Annotated in this window: 24 protein-coding genes; 20 read left to right on the top strand and 4 right to left on the bottom strand. The window is 45.8% G+C overall.

All coding sequences use genetic code 11. From position 1 onward, the window contains the following. Positions 1 to 103: 103 nt before the first annotated feature. On the top strand, positions 104 to 664 hold the full coding sequence (gene sipU, locus DIC78_RS07935; RefSeq protein WP_127695962.1) for a signal peptidase I sipU: 561 nt from the start codon (positions 104 to 106) through the stop codon (positions 662 to 664). A 56-nt stretch (positions 665 to 720) separates the two neighbouring features. After that, positions 721 to 1,113, top strand: a complete 393-nt coding sequence (locus DIC78_RS07930; protein ID WP_024120239.1) for a 3-hydroxyacyl-ACP dehydratase FabZ family protein — start codon at positions 721 to 723, stop codon at positions 1,111 to 1,113. A 35-nt stretch (positions 1,114 to 1,148) separates the two neighbouring features. Here the strand turns inward: DIC78_RS07930 and DIC78_RS07925 are convergent, their stop codons facing one another. Next, positions 1,149 to 1,313 (bottom strand): hypothetical protein, encoded by a 165-nt coding sequence (locus DIC78_RS07925; protein WP_024120240.1) that lies wholly within the window; start codon positions 1,311 to 1,313, stop codon positions 1,149 to 1,151. A 131-nt stretch (positions 1,314 to 1,444) separates the two neighbouring features. On the opposite strand from DIC78_RS07925, the gene DIC78_RS07920 reads away from it, so the two are divergent. The 9 genes from DIC78_RS07920 to DIC78_RS07880 all read left to right on the top strand — a co-directional run bounded on the left by DIC78_RS07920 (position 1,445) and on the right by DIC78_RS07880 (position 8,867). Then, on the top strand, positions 1,445 to 2,194 hold the full coding sequence (locus DIC78_RS07920) for a Cof-type HAD-IIB family hydrolase (protein WP_024120241.1): 750 nt from the start codon (positions 1,445 to 1,447) through the stop codon (positions 2,192 to 2,194). A 207-nt stretch (positions 2,195 to 2,401) separates the two neighbouring features. Next, positions 2,402 to 3,169, top strand: coding sequence for a 5-oxoprolinase subunit PpxA (gene pxpA / locus DIC78_RS07915; protein WP_127695960.1), 768 nt, complete (start codon positions 2,402 to 2,404; stop codon positions 3,167 to 3,169). Positions 3,170 to 3,187: 18 nt separating this feature from the next. Further along, a complete protein-coding gene (locus DIC78_RS07910) occupies positions 3,188 to 4,402 on the top strand; it encodes an NRAMP family divalent metal transporter (protein ID WP_105991490.1) in 1,215 nt (404 codons plus the stop codon). 23 nt (positions 4,403 to 4,425) lie between these two features. Continuing rightward, on the top strand, positions 4,426 to 5,199 hold the full coding sequence (locus tag DIC78_RS07905) for a putative hydro-lyase (protein WP_127696918.1): 774 nt from the start codon (positions 4,426 to 4,428) through the stop codon (positions 5,197 to 5,199). A gap of 44 nt (positions 5,200 to 5,243) precedes the next feature. Next, complete coding sequence (gene pxpB / locus DIC78_RS07900) at positions 5,244 to 5,966, top strand: 5-oxoprolinase subunit PxpB (RefSeq protein WP_127695958.1); 723 nt, start codon at positions 5,244 to 5,246, stop codon at positions 5,964 to 5,966. 2 nt (positions 5,967 to 5,968) lie between these two features. Next, complete coding sequence (locus DIC78_RS07895; RefSeq protein ID WP_127696917.1) at positions 5,969 to 6,976, top strand: 5-oxoprolinase subunit C family protein; 1,008 nt, start codon at positions 5,969 to 5,971, stop codon at positions 6,974 to 6,976. A 16-nt stretch (positions 6,977 to 6,992) separates the two neighbouring features. Then, the gene (locus DIC78_RS07890; RefSeq protein ID WP_101864002.1) at positions 6,993 to 7,745 is read left to right on the top strand and encodes an IclR family transcriptional regulator; all 753 of its coding nucleotides are present in this window, start codon (positions 6,993 to 6,995) and stop codon (positions 7,743 to 7,745) included. 63 nt (positions 7,746 to 7,808) lie between these two features. After that, complete coding sequence (gene lipC / locus DIC78_RS07885; protein ID WP_106020990.1) at positions 7,809 to 8,450, top strand: spore germination lipase LipC; 642 nt, start codon at positions 7,809 to 7,811, stop codon at positions 8,448 to 8,450. 171 nt (positions 8,451 to 8,621) lie between these two features. After that, on the top strand, positions 8,622 to 8,867 hold the full coding sequence (locus tag DIC78_RS07880) for a YczI family protein (RefSeq protein WP_010333057.1): 246 nt from the start codon (positions 8,622 to 8,624) through the stop codon (positions 8,865 to 8,867). Positions 8,868 to 8,869: 2 nt separating this feature from the next. On the opposite strand, the gene DIC78_RS07875 is transcribed toward DIC78_RS07880, so the two are convergent. Then, positions 8,870 to 9,160: an antibiotic biosynthesis monooxygenase family protein gene (locus DIC78_RS07875; protein ID WP_024120249.1), complete on the bottom strand. Its 291-nt coding sequence runs from the start codon at positions 9,158 to 9,160 to the stop codon at positions 8,870 to 8,872. Between the two features lie 150 nt (positions 9,161 to 9,310). On the opposite strand from DIC78_RS07875, the gene DIC78_RS07870 reads away from it, so the two are divergent. The 4 genes from DIC78_RS07870 (at position 9,311) to DIC78_RS07855 (ending at position 16,314) form a co-directional block, all read left to right on the top strand. After that, complete coding sequence (locus tag DIC78_RS07870; protein WP_024120250.1) at positions 9,311 to 11,317, top strand: penicillin-binding transpeptidase domain-containing protein; 2,007 nt, start codon at positions 9,311 to 9,313, stop codon at positions 11,315 to 11,317. Between the two features lie 97 nt (positions 11,318 to 11,414). Further along, positions 11,415 to 12,317, top strand: coding sequence for an aldo/keto reductase (locus DIC78_RS07865; RefSeq protein WP_095714100.1), 903 nt, complete (start codon positions 11,415 to 11,417; stop codon positions 12,315 to 12,317). A gap of 190 nt (positions 12,318 to 12,507) precedes the next feature. Next, positions 12,508 to 14,592: a BglG family transcription antiterminator gene (locus DIC78_RS07860; protein ID WP_106020988.1), complete on the top strand. Its 2,085-nt coding sequence runs from the start codon at positions 12,508 to 12,510 to the stop codon at positions 14,590 to 14,592. A 210-nt stretch (positions 14,593 to 14,802) separates the two neighbouring features. Next, positions 14,803 to 16,314 (top strand): class I adenylate-forming enzyme family protein, encoded by a 1,512-nt coding sequence (locus DIC78_RS07855; RefSeq protein WP_106020986.1) that lies wholly within the window; start codon positions 14,803 to 14,805, stop codon positions 16,312 to 16,314. A 17-nt stretch (positions 16,315 to 16,331) separates the two neighbouring features. On the opposite strand, the gene DIC78_RS07850 is transcribed toward DIC78_RS07855, so the two are convergent. Beyond that, positions 16,332 to 16,928 carry a class I SAM-dependent methyltransferase gene (locus DIC78_RS07850; RefSeq protein ID WP_174754406.1) on the bottom strand — a complete coding sequence of 199 codons (597 nt, stop codon included), beginning with the start codon at positions 16,926 to 16,928 and terminating at the stop codon, positions 16,332 to 16,334. Between the two features lie 152 nt (positions 16,929 to 17,080). Between DIC78_RS07850 and DIC78_RS07845 the strand changes: the two genes are divergently transcribed. The 5 genes from DIC78_RS07845 to amj all read left to right on the top strand — a co-directional run bounded on the left by DIC78_RS07845 (position 17,081) and on the right by amj (position 20,922). Beyond that, positions 17,081 to 17,941 (top strand): SDR family oxidoreductase, encoded by an 861-nt coding sequence (locus DIC78_RS07845; protein WP_095714102.1) that lies wholly within the window; start codon positions 17,081 to 17,083, stop codon positions 17,939 to 17,941. A gap of 14 nt (positions 17,942 to 17,955) precedes the next feature. Next, entirely contained in the window at positions 17,956 to 18,459 is a 504-nt protein-coding gene (gene lyxE / locus DIC78_RS07840; protein WP_106020984.1) for a D-lyxose ketol-isomerase, read from the top strand. Positions 18,460 to 18,549: 90 nt separating this feature from the next. After that, positions 18,550 to 19,101 carry a GNAT family N-acetyltransferase gene (locus DIC78_RS07835; protein WP_105991485.1) on the top strand — a complete coding sequence of 184 codons (552 nt, stop codon included), beginning with the start codon at positions 18,550 to 18,552 and terminating at the stop codon, positions 19,099 to 19,101. A gap of 77 nt (positions 19,102 to 19,178) precedes the next feature. Continuing rightward, on the top strand, positions 19,179 to 19,601 hold the full coding sequence (locus DIC78_RS07830) for a pyridoxamine 5'-phosphate oxidase family protein (protein WP_024120258.1): 423 nt from the start codon (positions 19,179 to 19,181) through the stop codon (positions 19,599 to 19,601). A gap of 511 nt (positions 19,602 to 20,112) precedes the next feature. Then, a complete protein-coding gene (gene amj / locus DIC78_RS07825) occupies positions 20,113 to 20,922 on the top strand; it encodes a lipid II flippase Amj (RefSeq protein WP_127695956.1) in 810 nt (269 codons plus the stop codon). Positions 20,923 to 20,960: 38 nt separating this feature from the next. Here the strand turns inward: amj and DIC78_RS07820 are convergent, their stop codons facing one another. Then, positions 20,961 to 21,398: a carboxymuconolactone decarboxylase family protein gene (locus DIC78_RS07820; RefSeq protein WP_127695954.1), complete on the bottom strand. Its 438-nt coding sequence runs from the start codon at positions 21,396 to 21,398 to the stop codon at positions 20,961 to 20,963. Positions 21,399 to 21,415 lie beyond the last annotated feature (17 nt).

Raw genomic sequence — 21,415 nt, 5'->3', positions numbered from 1 at the left:
GTTGCCCCGGCCGTTTACAAAAATTTCAACAGATCACTAACCAAGAAGATCCAAATGCTGTATAATGACATGGAATTCTTAGGAAGGTATCAGGTGGAAGAAGTTGAACGCAAAAACGATCACATTAAAGAAAAAATCAAAAACCAAATGGATTGTACTCAGTACTGCATGTATTCTAGCTTTCATTTTCATGATCAGAATGGCGTTTTATATGCCCTATCTCGTTGAAGGTTCATCAATGGCTCCGACGCTAAAAGACTCAGAACGAATGTTGGTTGACAAAGCAGCCAAATATACAGGCGGATTTCATAGAGGCGACATCATCGTGATTCATGACGAAAAGAGCGGCCGTTCATTTATAAAACGGTTAATCGGTTTGCCTGGCGACTCAATTATCATGAAGGATGATCAGCTATACATAAACGGTAAGAAAGTCGACGAACCGTATCTAAAGGAGCATAAACAAGAAATGCAAGCGTCAGGGGAAAATCTCACGAGTGATTTTGAAGCTGAGGTTCCTGCCGGCAAATATTTTGTAATGGGAGATAACCGTCTCAATTCGGTGGACAGCAGAAATGGAATGGGGATGCCTTCTGATGAAGATATCATTGGTACGGAGACTCTAGTCTTTTATCCGTTCAGTGAGATAAGAGTAGCAAAATGAATACATACGCAAAAAAGAGATAATGCTTGATGAAATGAAAGAAAGGGTGGAGAACGATGAAACCATATATGCTGCCTCACCGCTACCCATTTTTATTGATTGACGGCGTGACGGAAAGCGAGCCCGGCAAGCATGCAGCTGCTTATAAGCTGGTCAGTGAGAACGACTGGTTTATCACTGACACGCAAACAGAAATGCCGTTTTCACTTGTGATTGAAGCACTTGCGCAAACCGCGGCTTTTACAGGAATTACAGATGAAAACAGCTTGGGCTTATTGTCTTCCGTGAAGAAAGCGGAAAAGCTGGGCGCGGCCATACCCGGTGACCGGCTTGATCTTACGTTTGAAGTCACGCGCAACCGGCGCGGGTTTGTGTTTGGACATGCCAAGGCGTCAGTGGGCGGGCAGCCTGTTGCTGAAGCGGAAATCGGCATCTATATTGAAAAATGAAAAAAACCCTTCACTACGATTTGTGAGGGGTTCTATTATTTCGTATCGTAATCCCGTTCGCTTTGTGAGTCATCTCGTTGCTGCCGCTTCTGTTTTTCATCATTCATGTTTTCCTTCAGCTCTTCATTCGGTATCGGATCGGTTAAGTCATTATGTTCGGGGTTTTCATTAGGGCGGTTCTGCTGTTTTCTCTCTTTCATGTTTTATCACCTCACCATTTGTTTTCCTCTAATGTCTCCACTTGAAACATGTGAAATGGCTGTTTTGTTCCGCTGGGTATAATGTATTAGAATAGAACCAGAACAACTAAAAGATAAAGAGAGGTACATATATGTCTGTTCAAAGAGAAGATGTGAATATCAAGCTGATTGCTATTGATATGGACGGAACACTGCTGAATGACGAGCAGCTGATTTCAGACGAAAACCGCAACGCGATTCGTGAGGCGGAGGATAAAGGTGTTTACGTGGTCATCAGTACGGGCCGGACGCTGATGACGTGCCGGGAGCTGGCTGAGTCGCTGAAGCTGTCGTCTTTTTTAATCACGGCTAACGGCAGCGAAATCTGGGACTCGAATTTTAATTTAGTGGAACGCAAGCTGCTCCACACGGATCACATCAAAATGATGTGGGATTTGCGGAATAAGCACAACACTAATTTCTGGGCTTCAACTGTTAACAAAGTGTGGAGAGGCGAGTTCCCGGAAAACATCACTGATCATGAATGGCTTAAATTCGGATTTGACATAGAGGATGACGACATCCGAAACGAAGTGCTGGCGGAGCTCAGAAAAAATAAAGAGCTCGAAATCACAAACTCAAGCCCGACAAACATCGAGGTCAACGCGCTCGGCATCAACAAAGCCGCAGCCCTTGCGAAGGTTTCTGAAAAACTCGGCTTTACGATGGAAAATGTCATGGCGATGGGCGACAGCCTGAATGATATCGCGATGATCAAAGAAGCCGGACTGGGCGTAGCGATGGGCAATGCCCAAGACGTCGTGAAGGAAACGGCTGATTGGATCACTGATACAAATATAGAAGATGGTGTCGCTAAAGCGATACGTCATTGGGTACTATAAGAAAAGAGTCCTGAGATAAGGACTCTTTTCTTTTTTTTTATCAGGGAGATTTTCTTCTAGGACCATGGTAGGTTTTCTAACAAAGTTATTTCACAAACTGATATGATTGAATATAATGAAATAAAGTTCAAAAATTCGGAATAGTCGTTCCGAATTTCGGAACAATAAAATACATAAAGCAATCGTTTGCTTGGCAGGAGGGATTCTGTGTTTCAAGTTGATTTAAATTGTGATTTAGGGGAAAGCTTCGGAGCCTATACGATAGGTCTTGATCAAGATATTTTAGAGTTTGTTACTTCAGCGAATGTCGCATGCGGATTTCATGCAGGGGATCCAAGTGTCATGCGGAAAACAGTTGCCCTTGCTGCTGAAAAAGGCGTGAAAATCGGCGCTCACCCGGGACTCCCGGATTTGCTCGGCTTCGGCCGCCGAAATATGGCGATTTCTCCAGAGGAAGCATATGATCTTGTGGTTTATCAAATTGGCGCCTTGTCAGGGTTTTTAAAAGCGGAAGGACTTCACATGCAGCACGTCAAGCCGCACGGCGCTTTGTACAATATGGCCGCAGTCGATCAGAAGCTATCGGACGCCATTGCAAAAGCTGTCTGCAAGGTAGATCCAGGACTGATTCTTTTCGGCCTTGCTGAGAGCGAGCTTGTAAAAGCGGGAGAACGGATCGGGCTTCAAACAGCAAGTGAAGTGTTCGCCGACAGAACATACCAAGCGGACGGGACGCTCACGCCGCGCTCCCAGCCGGACGCACTCATTGAAAGCGATGATGCTGCCGTCACTCAGGTGATCAAAATGGTGAAAGAAGGGACGGTCAAATCTCAGCAAGGACATGATGTGTCATTAAAAGCAGATACAGTTTGCATTCATGGAGATGGAGCCCACGCGCTGACGTTTGCGCAAAAAATACGAAAAGAGCTTAAAGCGGCCGGAATCGAAGTGACTGCTATTTCAGCGCAGGAGTAATCAGAAGGAGGAAAATAGATGGAGCAGCAGAAAAAAACAGCAGGGAAAAAAACGGGCAGCTGGTCATTGCTGATGGGGGCCGCCTTCTTAATGGCGACATCAGCAATCGGCCCGGGATTCCTGACACAAACCGCAACATTCACAAACACACTCGCAGCAAGCTTCGGTTTTGTTATTTTCATTTCTATTATTTTGGATATCTTCGCTCAAACCAACGTATGGCGCATCATTGCGGTCTCAGGAAAAAGGGGCCAGGAGATTGCGAATATGGTGCTTCCCGGACTGGGATATTTTATCGCCATTCTCGTCGTGCTTGGCGGACTTGCCTTTAATATCGGGAATATCGGAGGGGCTGGGCTCGGACTTCAAGTCTTGTTCGGTATTACACCAGAAACAGGCGCCTTAATCAGCGCCGTCATCGCCATTCTGATTTTTGTCATCAAGGAAGCAGGAAAAGCGATGGACCGTTTTACGCAAATCGCGGGTTTTGTCATGATTATTTTAACTGTCTTTGTTGCGGTCACCACAGCGCCGCCGGTCGGACAGGCTGTGGCTAACACGTTTGTCCCTGAACATATCAGTATATTTGCAATTGTCACATTAGTCGGCGGAACCGTCGGGGGATATATCACATTTGCCGGCGGACATCGTTTGCTTGATGCAGGGATTAAAGGCAAGGAATCCATCCCCCAGGTGACAAAAAGCTCAGTTATTGGCATTTTAATTACATCCATCATGCGGATCGCCCTTTTCTTAGCTGTGCTCGGCGTTGTTTCAAAAGGCCTGCACATTGATGAAAGTAACCCGGCGGCCTCTGTGTTCCAGCTGGCAGCGGGAAATGTCGGTTATAAAATTTTCGGATTGATCATGTGGTCAGCGGCCATTACGTCTGTTATCGGAGCCGCTTATACATCTGTTTCGTTTTTTAAAACCTTTTCTCCAAAAATTGAAAAGAATTCACGCGGCATTATTATAGGATTTATTGTCGTTTCTACATTAGCCTTCGTCACCATCGGCCAGCCGGCAAAAATTCTCGTGCTTGTCGGATCTCTGAACGGTTTGATTCTGCCGATTGCGCTTGGAACGCTGCTTATTGCCGCATATAAGAAAAACATTGTCGGTGATTATAAGCATCCGCTTTGGCTGACAGGCTCAGGTGCGCTGGTTGTCATCGTCATGGCGATTATGGGCGTCTACACGTTATTTACACAACTTCCTCAATTGTGGAGCTGATAAGAGTGGATCATTTGAACAAGATGGCGCCAAGAGATGTGCGCGCGCTTATACGAGAGGGGAAAATAAACGGGCCGACCGCCGGAATGTCCGGCGGCTATGCTCAAGCGAACCTTGTGATTTTGAAAAAAGATCTGGCATTTGACTTTCTGCTGTTTTGCCAGCGGAATCCAAAACCCTGTCCGGTGCTGGATGTGACGGAATCCGGTTCGCCTGTGCCGTCGCTTGCAGCGCCAGATGCGGATATCAGAACGGATTTTCCAAAATACCGTGTATACAGGCACGGTGTTTTGGCAGATGAGGTATCTGATATTACGCCATACTGGGAGGACGATTTTGTCGGCTTTCTGATCGGATGCAGTTTCTCTTTTGAACAAGCGCTGATCAATCATGGAATACCCGTCAGACATATCGACGAGGGGACGAACGTTCCAATGTACAAAACGAATATAGATTGTGTTCCGGCGGGGCCGTTTCATGGACAGATGGTTGTCAGTATGAGACCGGTTCCTGAACGGCTCGCTGTACGCGCCGCACAGGTGACCTCGCGTTTTCCGGCTGTGCACGGAGGACCGATTCATATCGGCAATCCAAAAGCGATCGGCATACAGGATTTGAGCAATCCAGATTTCGGAGATGCCGTTTCTGTTCGTGAAGGCGAGGTTCCTCTATTTTGGGCATGCGGGGTAACTCCGCAAGCTGTGGCTATGAATGTAAAACCTGAAATGGTCATCACACATGCGCCGGGGCATATGCTCATCACAGATATTCGAGACGAGTCGCTTGCGGTGCTGTAACCTCTCGTCCTCCTGATGAACGAGAAATAAACGAGGTGAGAAAGATGACTGAACGATTACAAATCGAACAGCTCGGTGATTCTGCAATGATGATCCGATTTGGAGAAGAAATAAGCGAGCAAGTAAACGGTCTTGTCCATGCCGCTGCCGCTTATATAGAAGAACAGCCGTTTCCGGGATTCATTGAATGTATCCCGGCTTTTACGAGTCTTACCGTATTTTATGATATATATGAAGTGTATAAGCATTTGCCTCAAGGCATCAGCTCGCCTTTTGAGAAGGTGAAACGCGATATTCATAAGCGGCTCGGAGAATTAACGGCTGATTATGAAAGCAGCCGCCGCATCGTTGAAATTCCCGTCTGCTATGGCGGTGAATTCGGGCCTGATTTAGAAGAGGTGGCGAAGATCAATCATCTCACACCCGAAGAGGTCATTGAGATTCATACAGGCGGTGAATATGTGGTGTATATGCTGGGCTTTGCACCGGGGTTTCCTTTCTTAGGCGGGATGTCCAAACGCATTGCAGCTCCAAGGAAATCATCGCCAAGACCATCGATTCCCGCCGGTTCAGTCGGAATTGCGGGACTGCAAACAGGCGTTTATCCGATTTCGACACCGGGCGGCTGGCAGCTGATTGGCAAAACGCCGCTGGCTCTATTCCGGCCGCAGGAAAACCCGCCAACGTTATTAAGAGCAGGAGATATTGTTACATTTGTCCGCATCTCAGAGGATGACTATCACGCCTATAAGGAGGAGTCCAATTGAGCATGAAAGTGTTAAAGCCCGGACTGCTCACAACGGTTCAGGATATAGGCAGAACGGGGTATCAAAAATACGGCGTGCTGGCAAGCGGCGCCATGGACACGGTATCGCTTCGAATCGCAAATCTGCTGATCGGAAACAGCGAAAAAGAAGCCGGCCTTGAAATTACGCTGATGGGTCCCGGCCCGTCGCTTTATGTGTCAGAACCAATGCTGATTGCCGTAACAGGAGCGGACTTTACCCTGCGTGTGAATGATGAGGAAGCGCCTCTTTGGAAACCTGTGCTCGTTAAGGGAAACAGCACGGTCACCTTCGGCCCCTGCAAACTCGGCAGCCGCGCTTATTTGGCGACAGCCGGCGGCTTCAATGTACCTGCTGTGATGGAAAGCAAAAGCACGTATGTCAGAGCGGGCATCGGCGGATTTCACGGAAGAGCGCTTCAGAAGGAAGATGAACTGCCGATCGGAGAGATGTCATCTCTTTCGAAAACCATCGTCTCCCGCTTGAGCCAACACCTTGGCCAGCGAGGATTTGCGGCGCCGAACTGGTCAGTCAGCCGATACAGATTTCTGCCGTTAAAAAAGAATCCGGTGATCCGAGTGCTGGAAGGAAAACAATTCTCTTTTTTCACAGAAGAATCGAAAACGCGGTTTTATGAAGAAACGTTTCGTGTCACTCCGCAGTCCGATCGTATGGGCTACAGGCTCAAAGTGGAACCGCTTGAATTGAAGGCGCCGCTTGAGATGGTGTCAGAGGCGGTTACATTTGGGACAGTTCAGGTGCCGCCTGACGGCAATCCGATTATCCTGCTTGCAGACCGGCAGACGACGGGAGGTTATCCGAGGATCGCTCACATCATTTCAGCTGATCTTCCGATTGCCTCGCAAATCATGCCGGGTGAGCACGTCCAATTTGAGCCTGTATCCCTTCAGGAAGCGGAAGCGCTTTTCATTGAACGGGAAGCGCATCTAAAAGAACTGAAAACAAGAATGAAAATGGAATGGCTGACATAACAAAGGGGATGGAATGATGCAGAATAAAAACAAAACCGTAGTGAAATCTATGGCGCTGCTCAATTTGTTTTTGCATGAACCAAGCCTTACTTTAAGCGAACTCGTTTCCCTGTCAGGAATGCCGAAAACCTCTGTTCACCGAATGGTCAGCTCACTGGAAGAAATGGGGTTCCTCAATCGAGACCCATCCGGCGTTTATACGCTGGGACTGGTGTTTTTGGAATTCGGACAGCTTGTCGCGGACAGACTCGATATCAGAAAAATAGCCAAGCCTGTGATGGAAGAGCTTTGCCGCGATGTAGATGAAGCCGTTCATTTGATCATGAGGGACGGAAATGAAGCGATCTACGTGGAGAAGATTGAAGGGACACAGACCGTTCGCCTCTACACTGCAATCGGCCGGCGTTCTCCTCTGTACGCCGGGGCATGTGCCCGGAGCATTTTGTCCTTTCTGCCCCGTGAAGAAATTGAAGCGTACATCAAACAGACAGAGCTCATTCCGATCGGTTCAGGGACCATTACAGATCCGTCAAAGCTTCTTGAGGCCATTGAGGCCTCGGTGCAAAACGGCTATACCGTCAGCTATTCAGAACTTGAAAACTATACGGCCGCTATTGGCGCGCCGATTTTTAACCATCATCACCAGGTGGCGGCCGGCATCAGTATTGCAGGGTTTGAAGCGAGATTTACAGAAGACAGGCTGCCATACTTAACGGAAAAGGTAAAACAAGCCGCTTTGCAGATTTCCAGAAAAATAGGGTATCCATAAGTAGCCGATCTTTTCTCTGCTGCGTACATTAACGTATCGACGTTCATGAGTGGAGGAAAGATCATGGTGCTTCAGTATACAGCGCTCGGAGATTCTTTAACGACGGGGAGAGGCTCTGGGCTGTTTTCTGCAGGATTTGTCCAGCGCTTCAGAGACATGATGGAAGCCGATCTGAAATCAAAAACAGCCGTATCGGTTTTCGCCAAATCCGGTCTTGATACAGAGGAAATCCTCGGGCTCCTGTCATATCCCTATGTGCAAAAACAAATTCAAGCCGCTGATATGATTACGATCACAGGGTGCGGAAATGATCTCATTGAATCTGTATTATCCTATCAATCTTCTCAGGATGAAACGATTTTCAGCCGTGCGTCCGCGCATTGTCATGAGAATTTTGAAAAGATGATTGCCCAAATCGCCAATATCAAAGGGTCAGATCCATCACCTTACGCCATCCGTGTTTTTAATTTATACAACCCGTTTCCCGGCATTGGCATTGCTGATCAATGGATTACTTCATTTAATTCGCATTTGAAAACGCTGGCAACAGCACCTCATGTTAAAATCGCTGATGTTTACAGTGTCTTTAAAGGGAAAGAGCAGGAATACCTGTCTTTCGACGGTGTCCATCCGAATAGCAGCGGCTATCAGGCAATGGCCGAAGTGCTCCGAGGAATAGGTTATCGAGAATTATCAGTTTCATAGAAAACGCGCCTGATCACTGGCGCGTTTTTTATATGAATTCAAATATTAAAAGAAACTTAAATTTCCCCGTCTCATGTTCTATATACAAAAAAAGTGCGCTAGAATAATGGAGGGCAAAGGCAAATATAGGCATAACGCTCAATATTTCGTATATAAGGAAGGATGGTCCTTTTGTTTCGCATTTTTAAAATGTCTTTTGCGGTTATCATTATCATACTGGCGCTTATCGCTTTTAACTATACGGAACACACCTCTGTTATCCAATCGGTCATGCTCGTTTTCCTGGGCGCTGTCATGTTTATTCAGGGGCTTGAAGAACGCAAAAAAGAAAACGACAGCTCAGGAGCATTTAACATCTATACTGCCGTTTTCGTTTGGTCTGTTTCTCTCATCGGTTTTACGCTTTATATGATATAAATCTATGATACATCCAGAAAATGTTCAACCGTTGGGAACGGCGTATAGAACCGGTGCAGCAAGGCTTTCCACTCTTTGTACTCGGAAGACCCGCGAAAGCCTTCAGTGTGGTCCTCAAGCGTTTCCCACTCTACGAGCAGCAGGTACTTATGTGTTTCTTCCATACATTTTGATAAAGAATGTGTGATATAGCCCTTCATTCCGGCAATGATCGGCGCCGCCAGCCGGAACGCGTCCTCAAATTCTTGTTCAAGCCCCTCTTTAATATGAAGCATAGCTGCTTCTCTGACCATGCGATCCCTTCTTTCCTCTTTTCAAATAGTTTACAGGAAACGAAAGGAGATTTCTGCAAAATCGATGAACCTTTTCCTTCATTTTCAAAAAAATCTTGCACGTACTAATTCATTTAAGAGAAAATAACAAGTGGAAGGCAGGGGAAAGTCATGTGTAAAAAGTGTATTCTACTATTATTTCTATGTATCGGGCTGATCGGATTAATCGGATGCTCCAAAACAGATTCACCAGAGGACCGAATGGAAGCATTCGTAAAACAGTGGAACGATCAGCAATTCGATGACATGTATCAAAGCCTGACCAAAGATGTAAAAAAAGAAATCTCCAAAAAGGATTTCGTCAGCAGATATAAAACCATCTATGAGCAGGCAGGCGTAAAAAATCTGAAAGTCACTGCGGGAAAAGTGGACGAGGATGATAAAGACAATAAAACGATGAAGCACATCCCATACAAAGTCAGCATGGACACAAATGCGGGCAAAGTCAGCTTTAAAAATACCGCTGTGCTGAAAAAAGAAAAAACAGATGATGAGGAGTCATGGAATATAGATTGGGACCCATCGTTTATTTTCAAGCAGCTGGCTGATGACAAAACCGTTCAAATCGCCAGCATTGAACCGAAACGCGGCCAAATCTACGATAAAAACGGGAAAGGCTTAGCCGTCAACACAGATGTTCCAGAAATCGGAATTATTCCCGGAGAACTTGGCGATAAAAAAGAGAAAGTCATAAAAGAGCTCGCGAAAAAACTGGATGTAACTGAAGATGACATCAACCAGAAGCTGAAACAAAGCTGGGTCAAAGATGATTCATTCGTGCCGGTCAAAAAAGTAAAACCGGACGAAGAAAAGTTAGTGTCTGAGGTGACGTCATTAAAAGGCGTCACAAGAACAAATGTCAGCTCGCGCTATTATCCGTATGGCGAAAAAACAGCCCATCTGACAGGCTACGTTCGCGCGATTACGGCGGAAGAACTGAAGAAAAAGAAAGACGGAACATACAGCGATACGTCAAACATCGGAATCGCAGGTCTTGAAAATGTGTATGAAGATAAGCTCAGAGGCACAACAGGATGGAAAATCTACGTTCCGCAAACCGGCGAAGTCATCGCTGAAACGAAAGCGAAAGACGGTGAGGATTTACATCTCACAATTGATATCAAAACGCAAACAAAGCTTTATGACGAGCTGAAGGATGACAGCGGGGCGGCAGTCGCACTGCAGCCGCAGACAGGTGAAACACTGGCTCTTGTCAGCGCGCCTTCTTACGATCCAAACGGATTTATCTTCGGATGGAGCGATAAAGAATGGAAAAAACTAAACGAAGACAAAAACAATCCGTTTTCGGCGAAATTCAACAAAACATATGCACCAGGATCCACGATTAAACCGATCGCTGCTGCTATCGGCCTGAAAAACGGCACGCTTAAAGCCGCAGAGAAGAAAACTATCAAAGGGAAACAGTGGCAGAAAGATTCAAGCTGGGGCGGCTATTCTGTTACACGAGTGTCTGACAGCTTAGAGCAAGTGGATTTGGAACATGCCCTGATCACGTCAGACAATATTTACTTTGCGCAAAACGCGCTTGATATGGGAGCGGACACCTTTACAAAAGGCATGAAAACATTTGGGTTTGCAGAGGATATTCCATTTGAATTCCCAGTCCAGCAATCGTCAATCGCAAACGACAAGCTTGACTCAGACATTTTGCTTGCGGATACAGGCTACGGACAGGGACAAATGCAGATGTCTCCGCTTCACCTAGCGGCAGCTTACACGCCATTTGTCGATAATGGAGACCTCGTGAAACCGACGCTTATCAAGAAAGACTCACAAACCGCTGATGTCTGGCACAAACAAGTGCTCACAAAAGAAGGAGCCGCCGATATTACAAAAGGGTTGAAAGGCGTAGTCGAAGATGAGCGCGGGTCAGCGTATCAGCCTGTCGTAAAAGGAATCACTGTGGCTGGAAAAACGGGAACAGCCGAGCTGAAAAAATCAAAGGATGATAAAGACGGCACCGAAAATGGCTGGTTCGTCGGCTATGACTATAAAAACAAAGACCTGCTTGTCGCGATGATGATTCAAAATGTTCAAGATCACGGCGGCAGCCACTACGTAGTCGAAAAAGCAAAAAAGCAATTTCAATCGAAATAAAACCTTTTTAACGGGAGTGAAAGGAAAAAGGGCGTCTGAGGCCGAATGATCTAGTAAGGGGCAAAAACCCGGTTTATAAAGAAAAGAGGGATTTTGCATGCAGCGTATTCATTTGGCGGAGGATCTTCAATTTTCAAGAGTGATACACGGGCTTTGGCGTCTGAATGAATGGAACTATTCAGACGCTGAGCTGCTCAGTCTCATTGAGTGGTGTGTCGATCAAGGCATTACCACCTTTGATCATGCGGATATTTACGGGGGCTACACGTGCGAAAAAGGGTTTGGAAATGCTCTTGCCCTTTCACCCGGATTAAGGGAAAACATAGAGCTGGTCACAAAATGCGGCATCGTTCTTGAATCACCTGAACGCCCTGCTCACAGATCGCACCATTATAATACAAGCAAAACACACATTCTCGCGTCTGTTGAACAGTCGCTTTTGAATCTCAGAACGGATTATATCGATGTGCTGCTGATTCACAGACCGGACCCGCTCATGGACCCGGAAGGAGTGGCTGAGGCGTTTCATGCGCTGAAAAGCTCCGGGAAGGTCAGATATTTCGGTGTGTCGAACTTTAAAGGCCATCAATATCGGATGCTGGAATCGTATCTGCCTGAAAAGCTTGTCACCAATCAGATTGAGCTTTCCGCATATGAATTAGAAAATATTCAGGACGGCACATTGAACCTGTGTCAGGAAAAACGGATTTCTCCGATGGCCTGGTCGCCGCTTGCAGGCGGTAAAGTATTCGCCGGAAACACGGAAAAAGATCGGCGCATTCGCACGGCGCTTGAAACTGTTCAGGCTGAAATCGGTGCTGCCTCATTGGACGAGGTGATGTACGCATGGCTGTTCACGCATCCGGCCGGCATCATGCCGATTGTCGGAAGCGGAAAACGCGAGCGTATTTCCGCCGCGGTAAACGCCTTGGCGTATAAGCTTGATCAGGATCAGTGGTTCCGTATTTATACAGCCGTACAAGGCCACGATATACCATAAAGAAAAAGCATCAGCATAACGGCTGATGCTTTTTCAATATTGTCACACCGCTTAGTGCCAAATTCCCATTTATAAGTGATTGAATCCTGTTTGAAAGCGTTTTATATTAATATAGAAACCCTCTTTTTTTCCTCTTCCTATATCTCCATGCGACTTCATCCGCACATCACGAATGTCTGGAGGCCTTTTTATGTATATGACTGCAAGAGAACAAAAGCTTTTAAAGCATTTATTACTACTGAACCGATATGTAACCGTAACGGAGCTGGCTGAGCTGATGGAAGTGAGCACCAGAACCATTCACAGGGAGCTGAAATCAATCAAGCCGCTGATGGAGACTGTGGGGCTCAAGCTCGATAAACAGCCCGGCAAAGGCTTGAAGGCGGTAGGAAGTCCCGAAGATAAACAAAAGCTGCTCACCGAGCTGTCACATGAACAGCATGAATACAGCGCCGACGAACGAAAACTGCTGATTCTCTGTTCGCTATTAGAGTCCCAAGAACCGGTGAAGCTGTACACGCTCGCTCATGATCTGCAGGTCACCAATGCTACGGTCAGCTACGATTTAGATGAGCTGGAGAAATGGATTTCTCCGTTCGGGTTAACACTGATCCGAAAAAGAGGCTTTGGCATCCAGCTCATGGGGCCAGAGAACGCGAAACGAAAAATTGTCGGCAATCTGATTGTGAACCGCCTCGATATCCAAATGTTTTTGGAAGCGGTTGAATTAAACATTAAAGGAAAAGCCGATTCCTCCGAGAAGATGTTCGGGGTTGTCAGCAAAGGCGAGCTGTTAAAAATGGAGCGGATTTTATTCCAGCTGAAAGAAAAAATCGCATTTTCTCTATCTGACAGCTCCTATATAGCGCTTGTCGTTCATCTGACGTTTGCGATCGAACGCATTAAACTTGGCGAGACGATCAGCATGGAAGAGAGCGAGCTTGATGAACTCAAGAGTGCAAAAGAATACAGCTCCGCTCTGGAAATCGCGGGCGAGCTTGAACGTGCTTTCGGCGTAACGATCCCGGAAGCGGAGGTCGGCTATATTACGATCCATCTGCGAAGCGCCAACCGCAAATACAAAACAGAATACAGAGCGCAGGAAATAGAGCTTGAAACAGCCTTGCAAACAAAACGGCTGATCGCTTTTATTTCAGAAAAAATCAGAATGGATCTGACGAAAAACTACTCTTTATATGAAGGTTTGATTGCCCATTTGGAGCCGGCCATCAGCCGCATGAAAGAAAACATCGACATCTATAATCCAATGAAGGAACAGATCAAGCGCGATTATTTTCTGCTGTATATGGCGATAGAAGAGGGCGTGGAAAAATTTTTCCCGGACATGTCCTTTTCTGATGATGAAATCGCCTTTATCGTTCTTCACTTCGGTTCAGCGCTTGAAATCAAAAAAGAAGAAGCAAAAGTGAAAGCGCTTGTTGTCTGCTCAAGCGGAATCGGTTCTTCGAAAATGCTTGCTTCGAGATTGAAGAAAGAGCTGCCTGAAATTGAATCGTTTGATATGTCATCACTGATCGAGCTGAAGGACCGCGACACTCATGCCTATGATATGATTGTGTCCACTGTGCCGATCCCTTATCAAAACATCGACTATATTATGGTCAGCCCGCTTTTAAATGAGGAAGACGCAAACCAGGTGAAGCAGTATATCAAGCGGAAAATCCCGCTCATTCTTGAGAAAAAAAGAAGCCCGAAGGAAGAAACGCGGCAAGCCGACATCCCTGACATGCTGGCAGCGGCGGAAAGCGTGGGACGATACATGGCGGTGATTCAAGACGTCTTGCGCCATTTTTCACTCACTGAAATGAAAACAAAGCCGGATCACGGCATGCTGCTGTTTGAGCTTTTTCAACAGCTGAAAGAGGATGGCCTCATCCGAGATCCGAAAAAAGCGGCGGATTGCCTTGCAGAACGCGAAAAACAAGGGGGATTGGGCATACCGGGTACAAACATGGCGCTTTATCATCTCAAAAATGATCATATCGTCCTGCCTTTTTTCAAAATGTATGACCTCAGCACATCTTTTGAAGTTAATGGCATGGACGGAAATACCCTCGATATGACAAGAATTCTCGTCATGATGGCACCGGCCACATTATCAGCTGAAGGCTCAGAGATTTTGAGTGCGATCAGCTCTGCCATTATTGAAAGCGGAGAAAGCATGGCGGGCTTTCAGGAGGAAGGGGAACGAGAACTGTATCAGCGTTTAAACCGCATCTTTTTCACATGGATGAAAGAAAAAAACATCCCGTAATCACCTATTTCACACGCCAAAAAAAGGCGTGTGTTTTTGTATGGATGCAGCACAAAATAAAAAAATGCGGGACTATTTTATCATTCTGTAATGGAATAATTCCAAAATGAAATAGTTTTACAAGTTATCTTTTTTGGGTTAAAATGGGTGAGGTAAGGAAGATAATCTAACAAATTATTGAAGATTCAAGAGAATATAGGAGATGACAATATGGAAACATTACAGCATCTGATTCTGCATGACATGCCGGATAGCGAAGAAATAGAAGCTGTAAAAAGCGGAGCCCACACACTGACATATGCAGCATATCACAAACGGATCAATCAGCTGGCGAATGCTCTGCTTCAAAAAGGAATTCAAAAAGGCGACCGTGTGGCTTTACTTTGCAAAAATGGCCACCCCGCATCAACCATTATGTTTGCCGCACTTGAAATCGGGGCCGTTGTAGTGCCCGTCAGCTGGCAGCTGAAACCATACGAGATGACAGGCATTTTAAAAGCAAGTGAACCGAAAGCATTGTTTTACGGAACGGAATTTAAAGAGATAATGGATGAAGTGCTGCCTGAGCTGTCTTCTGTGCGTTTGATCATGGAAACAGGAACAGCGTATGAGACGTCTCCAGTGTTTGAAGCGCTTTTTGCAGGACCTGATCATTTACCAAAAGCAGAAACGGTTTCTCCGGATGATACAGCGCTTCTGATGTTTACGTCAGGGACAACAGGAAACCCGAAAAGATGCATGATCACCCATGGCGGTATATATAATTACGTATCAAAGTCAAATAGCTCAAGCGCACGAATGAAAAATCTGCGTTTTCTTGCGTGCCACCCGATTTATCATACAAGCGCGCTTATTTGTATCATGCTTGGAACGTTTGCGGGAACCACGTTTATTTTTACAAAGGATCAAGATCCCGTTCGTATGCTGAAGGTCATTGAAGAAGAAAAAATTCAAACGATTATGGCCCTTCCTGTGTTTTACACATATTTGCTTGAGGCGTGGGAAGAACATCAAACCGATCTGTCCTCGCTCATCATTTTGATGACAGGCGGAACAAAAGTGCCTAGCAGCCTGATTCAGCGGTATCTTGATATCGGCATCCAGCTCGCTCACGGTTATGGAAGCACAGAAGCTTGGGGAATCAGCACATGGGTTCCTGAAATGGGAATGGATAAAGCGGCCTCTGCCGGTAAACCCGTTGCTGATGTTCAAGTCAAGGTAGAAGATCCTGAGACGAGAGAAGAGCTGCCGCAAGGTGAAATCGGAGAAATCGTGGTGCACAGCCCATTCTTATTTAAAGGCTATGAGGAAAACCCTGAAGCGACAGCAAAAGTGCTGCAAAACGGCTGGTTCAGAACCGGAGATTCAGGCTACGTGGATGAGGACGGCTTTATCTTCATCACCGGACGCTACAAGGATGTCATTATTTACGGAGGCGACAATGTCTATCCTGATCAGGTTGAAGAAGTCATCCAGCAGATCCCGGGCATCCTTGAAACAGCAGTGGTCGGGATACCGGATCAGCTGTACGGAGAAAAACCAAAAGCCTTTATCGTCACTAACAGCACTCAGGAAATAACAGAAGCGGATGTCATTGCATTTTGTAAAGAACGCTTGTCCGCATACAAAATTCCTGAAATCGAATTCGTAAAGGAACTTCCGAAAAATAATCTCGGCAAAGTGAAAAAAGACGTCTTGCGCAAGCAAGCCGTACATTCATAAAAGAAAAAGCCCGTCATTTATGTGACGGGCTTTTTTGCGGTTGCACAGACTGAAAGCTCAGGTTTAATATCTTTATATTGGATATCAATATCTTTGAAGCCTGCCGCTTTCAGGTCAGCGAGCATCTGTTTACCGAACGATTCAGTTTTCTCGGGACCGGCATCTGCTTCCCGGGGCTGCATCGTAATGGCTGCTTTGCCGCCAGGTTTTAATGCTTGAAAAATCTGTTTGATGCCTTCTTGCTGGTCTTTCCAAATCGTATAGTTGTTAACGGAAATGACTTTATCGTAATACGCGGCGGGGAGGGGGAACGTTTCAATGCTGCCCTGTATCAGGCGAACACGGTCTGTTTTTAATCTGTGTGCAGCCAGCTTCAGCATAGTTTCTGATATATCAATCCCATGAATATGAACGCTCTTTTCGCGTTTCAGCATCTGCTTCATGCAGTATCCCGGTCCAAAACCGACTTCTAGAATGCGGTCTCCGCGTGTTAAGCCAAGCTGATCTATTGTCCACTGATTCAGTGTTTTATTTTCAGCAGCCATGATGTATCCGGCAAGTATGCCGAACATCCCCTTCGGTCTGCTGAATTTTTTAGAAAGCATGTTAATCATTCAGCAACCTCCTTTTCACATCATTTTCCTCCTTGCGTTTCATGTGAAACATTTTTCTGATAAAGCATTCCGAAGGTGCTCATCCATGTTTACCCAGAGTATGCACGAGGTACACAACAAATAGACATGAAAAACAAAGGAGGAGAATCATCATGGCAAACTATCCGAAAGAACTGCCGGCACAAACCCAAAATCGCCAGCCGGGAATCGAAAGCGAAATGAATCCAAGTCCGGTATATGAATACGAGCATTATAAAGGTGCGGATAAATTAAAAGGAAAAGTCGCACTCATTACAGGCGGTGACAGCGGAATCGGACGTGCGGTATCTGTCGCTTACGCAAAGGAAGGCGCTGACATCGCCATTGTATATAAGGATGAGCAGGGAGATGCTGAAGATACAAAAAAACGCGTTGAACAAGAAGGCGTGAAATGTCTCTTAATCCCCGGAGATGTGGGCGAAGAGGAGTTCTGTAATGAAGCGGTTGAAAAAACAGTCAATGAACTCGGCCGTCTGGATATCCTTGTGAACAATGCCGGTGAGCAGCATCCGAAGGAAAGCATCAAAGATATTTCAAGCGAACAGCTTCACCGCACATTCAAAACAAACTTTTATTCACAATTTTATTTGACTAAAAAAGCAATTGATTATATGAAACCAGGCAGCGCGATCATCAATACGACTTCCATTAACCCTTATCGCGGTAATCCGACGCTGATTGATTATACGGCAACGAAAGGCGCGATCAATGCCTTTACAAGAACAATGGCGCAGGCACTTGTCAAAGACGGTATCCGTGTAAATGCGGTAGCGCCGGGACCAATCTGGACACCGTTAATTCCGTCTACATTCTCAGAAGATACAGTCGCTCAATTTGGGCAAAATACGCCGATGGGCCGTCCGGGTCAGCCTGTTGAGCATGTCGGCTGCTATGTGCTGCTGGCATCAGATGAATCATCCTATATGACAGGACAAACGCTGCATGTAAATGGCGGAGATTTTGTGACGACGTAAGAGGGAGTGAGGAAATGAGCATCATGAAAGAAGAAGTAAACAGCTACTATCAAAAAGCCGGTATTGTCTTAACGGATGATGAAGTAGAACAAATTCAGCTCATGGACTACGGCTTGGGAAAAGAACGAAAATCCGGGCTCCAGCTCTTTGTCTATGTGAATACAGACCGTTATTGTTCAAAGGAACTGGTGCTGTTTCCGGGACAGACTTGCCCGGAGCATCGCCATCCGCCGGTTGACGGGCAGGAAGGCAAGCAGGAGACCTTCCGCTGCCGCTACGGAAAAGTGTATCTTTATGTTGAAGGAGAAAAAACGCAGCTTCCAAAGGTTCTTCCTCCTCAAGAGGATAGAGAATACTATACAGTCTGGCATGAGATCGAGCTTGAACCCGGCGGGCAATATACAATTCCGCCGAACACGAAGCATTGGTTCCAGGCCGGGGAGGAAGGCGCAGTCGTAACGGAAATGTCTTCAACTAGCACAGACAAACACGATATCTTTACCGATCCTAGAATTTAAGGATGAGGCTTAAAAAGCCCATCCTTTTTTTATATTGAAAAAAACGGAAACACCGTTATAATGGGTAAAAAAGGAAAGAGGGCGAAGGAGATGTTCACCTGCAGTGTAAACGAGCACATTACCATCCGGTTATTGGAGCCAAAGGATGCGGATCGGCTGGCAGCGATCATTCATGAGAACCAACAGCGAATCAGCCAATGGCTATTCTGGGCTGAAAATCCAAGTGATGCCGAAACGTACAGGGAAACCCTCATTCCGGATTGGCGGCGTCAGTATGCTGACCTGAACGGAATCGAAGCGGGGATTCTGTATGACGGCAGCTTGTGCGGCATGATTGGCCTGCATAACCTTGACCAAGTGAATAAAAAAGCGGAAATTGGCTATTGGATTGACGGGGAATACGAAGGAAAAGGCATTATCACTGCCGCCTGCCGTGCACTCATCACATATGCTTTTCAGGACCTGGAATTGAATCGGGTTGCCATCTGCGCGGCTGTCGGAAATCACAAAAGCAGAGCGATCCCGGAGCGCCTCGGCTTTCAAGAGGAAAGAACAGCAAGGGAAGGTATATTCATTAAAGGCAAGTTCCACGACCTCGTCTATTACAGTCTGTTAAAGCGTGAATGGGAAGCAGAAAAATAAAGAGCGCATTTTCTTGTTTAAATCGTTCCCGGATGTGGAAAAGTAACAGCGGAGACGTTAAAAAGGAGTGATTCGAGATGAATCAGCAAGATATTAAACAAAAAGTGCTTGATGTTCTAGATCACCATAAAGTAGGTTCGCTCGCAACGGTTCAAAAGGGCAAACCGCATTCCCGCTACATGACTTTTTTCCATGACGGGCTGACGATTTATACACCGACAAGCAAAGAAACTCATAAAGCTGAAGAAATTGAGAATAACCCTAATGTGCACATTTTATTAGGTTATGATTGTGAAGGCTTTGGCGATGCGTATGTCGAAGTCACAGGAAAAGCAAAAATAAACAATTCATCAGAATTGAAAGACAAAATCTGGAGTTCTAAATTGGAGCGCTGGTTCGACGGCAAGGATGACCCGAATCTGGTGATTCTTGAAATCGAACCGGAAGATATCAGGCTAATGAATGCGGGAGAGAAAACACCAGTCTCACTCGAATTATAATAAAAGTTTGTATTTGCAGGGGCGATATGTTATCATGAATAGCTAAGCAAGAAAAATAAGCAAATAAAAAAGAAAGTAAACTTCTTTTTTCTGTTTTGAGAGAGAAGCTTTTACCGCTTCACAAGCAGCAAACCAGCTGCCCTTATTCTTTTCCTTCATAACAAATCGCCCCTAACGATGAGATGGAAAAAAGACTTTTTTGTTTTACAATTCACACCGGCGCGGCTTCGGAGCCGCAGTGACGATTGAGAGGTAGGGCTTTCGTTGTCTTGTGTTCAAGAAATTTCCATGGTGTTTACTTTCCAGAATGATTCTTCGGAACAATGCTACATGAATCGAACCCGCCCGAATCGGCGGATAATATAATCTTTATTTGCGTATAGAAAAGAATAAGACAAACCGCTCGGCGTAAGCCGGCGGTTTTTTATTGTGAAAAAAACAAATCACACATGAAACTTCTCGTTGTTTCCTTCAGTCTTATCACTAGGATGAAACTGGAGGAAAGAATACCGTGCATGTCATTACAACACAAGTCGTTTTTATTTTCTGTTTTTTGTTATTGATTCACTCAATAGAGACCCTTGCCTATGCCACAAGGCTTTCAGGGGCCCGGGTAGGGTTTATTGCATCCGCGCTTTCCTTGTTTAATGTCATGGTAATCGTGTCAAGGATGTCGAACATGGTGCAGCAGCCCTTCACGGGGCGCTTAATTGACGATGCCGGAAAAAACGCGCTGACACTCGTAGGCGAGCAGTTCCGGTTCCTGATCTTTGGCTCGACGGTTGGGACTATTGTGGGCATTATCCTGCTCCCGTCGTTTGTCGCCCTGTTTTCACGTGCGATCATCCACTTGGCGGGCGGGGGCGGCTCCGTTTTACAAGTTTTTCGGAAAGGATTTTCTAAGAATGGATTTAAAAATGCCTGCTCCTATTTGCGTCTGCCGTCTGCTTCGTATTTGAAGGGATTTCACATGCGCTTGATTCCAAAACGGCTGTTTGTCATCAACATGCTGATTACGTCCATTTATACAATTGGCGTGCTCTCCGCATTGTACGCAGGGCTGCTTGCACCCGAGCGGAGCACGACGGCGGTTATGGCATCAGGCTTAATCAACGGGATTGCGACGATGCTGCTGGCCATTTTTGTTGACCCGAAAGTGTCTGTTCTTGCCGATGATGTGGCAAAAGGAAAACGAAGCTATATTTATTTGAAATGGACCTCTGTGACAATGGTGACGTCAAGGGTGGCGGGCACACTTCTTGCCCAGCTTATGTTTATCCCTGGCGCATATTATATCGCGTGGCTGACAAAATGGTTTTGATAGCGAAAAGCTGACCTGGTAAAAGGTCAGCTTTTTATTTATTCGGCGATGTTGCCCATAGAGATGGCGAGTCGGTTCCAGCTGTTAATCTGATTAATGATGAGGATGAGATCAACATATTCTTTTTCATTATAAAATTTACGCACCTCTTGATAAACATCATCAGGCATACGCTTGTTAGAAATAAAAGTGACATGCTCCGTCAGCAATAATGCTGCTTTTTCTTCAGGTGTATAAAAACTGCACTCTTCCCAAGCGTTTAATCCGTAAATGCGCTGTTCGGTTTCTCCCATTTTTCGGGCATCTTTCGTATGAATGTTAATGCAGTAGGCGCAGCCGTTCAATTGTGATGCTCTTATTTTCATTAGCTCTCTTGTTGTCCGGTTAATGCCGGATGTTTTCGTGTATGCCTCCATATTCATCATGATATGTAACCCATCAGGTGCTATTTGGTCGTAGGGAATCCTCTTCGTCATCATTCCATCTCCTTTAA

Origin of the sequence: Bacillus halotolerans (genome assembly GCF_004006435.1) — a bacterium.
Taxonomy (GTDB): Bacteria; Bacillota; Bacilli; order Bacillales; family Bacillaceae; genus Bacillus; species Bacillus halotolerans.
The sequence above is the reverse complement of the archived record's forward strand: the minus strand, read 5'-3'. Positions and strand labels throughout refer to the sequence as shown.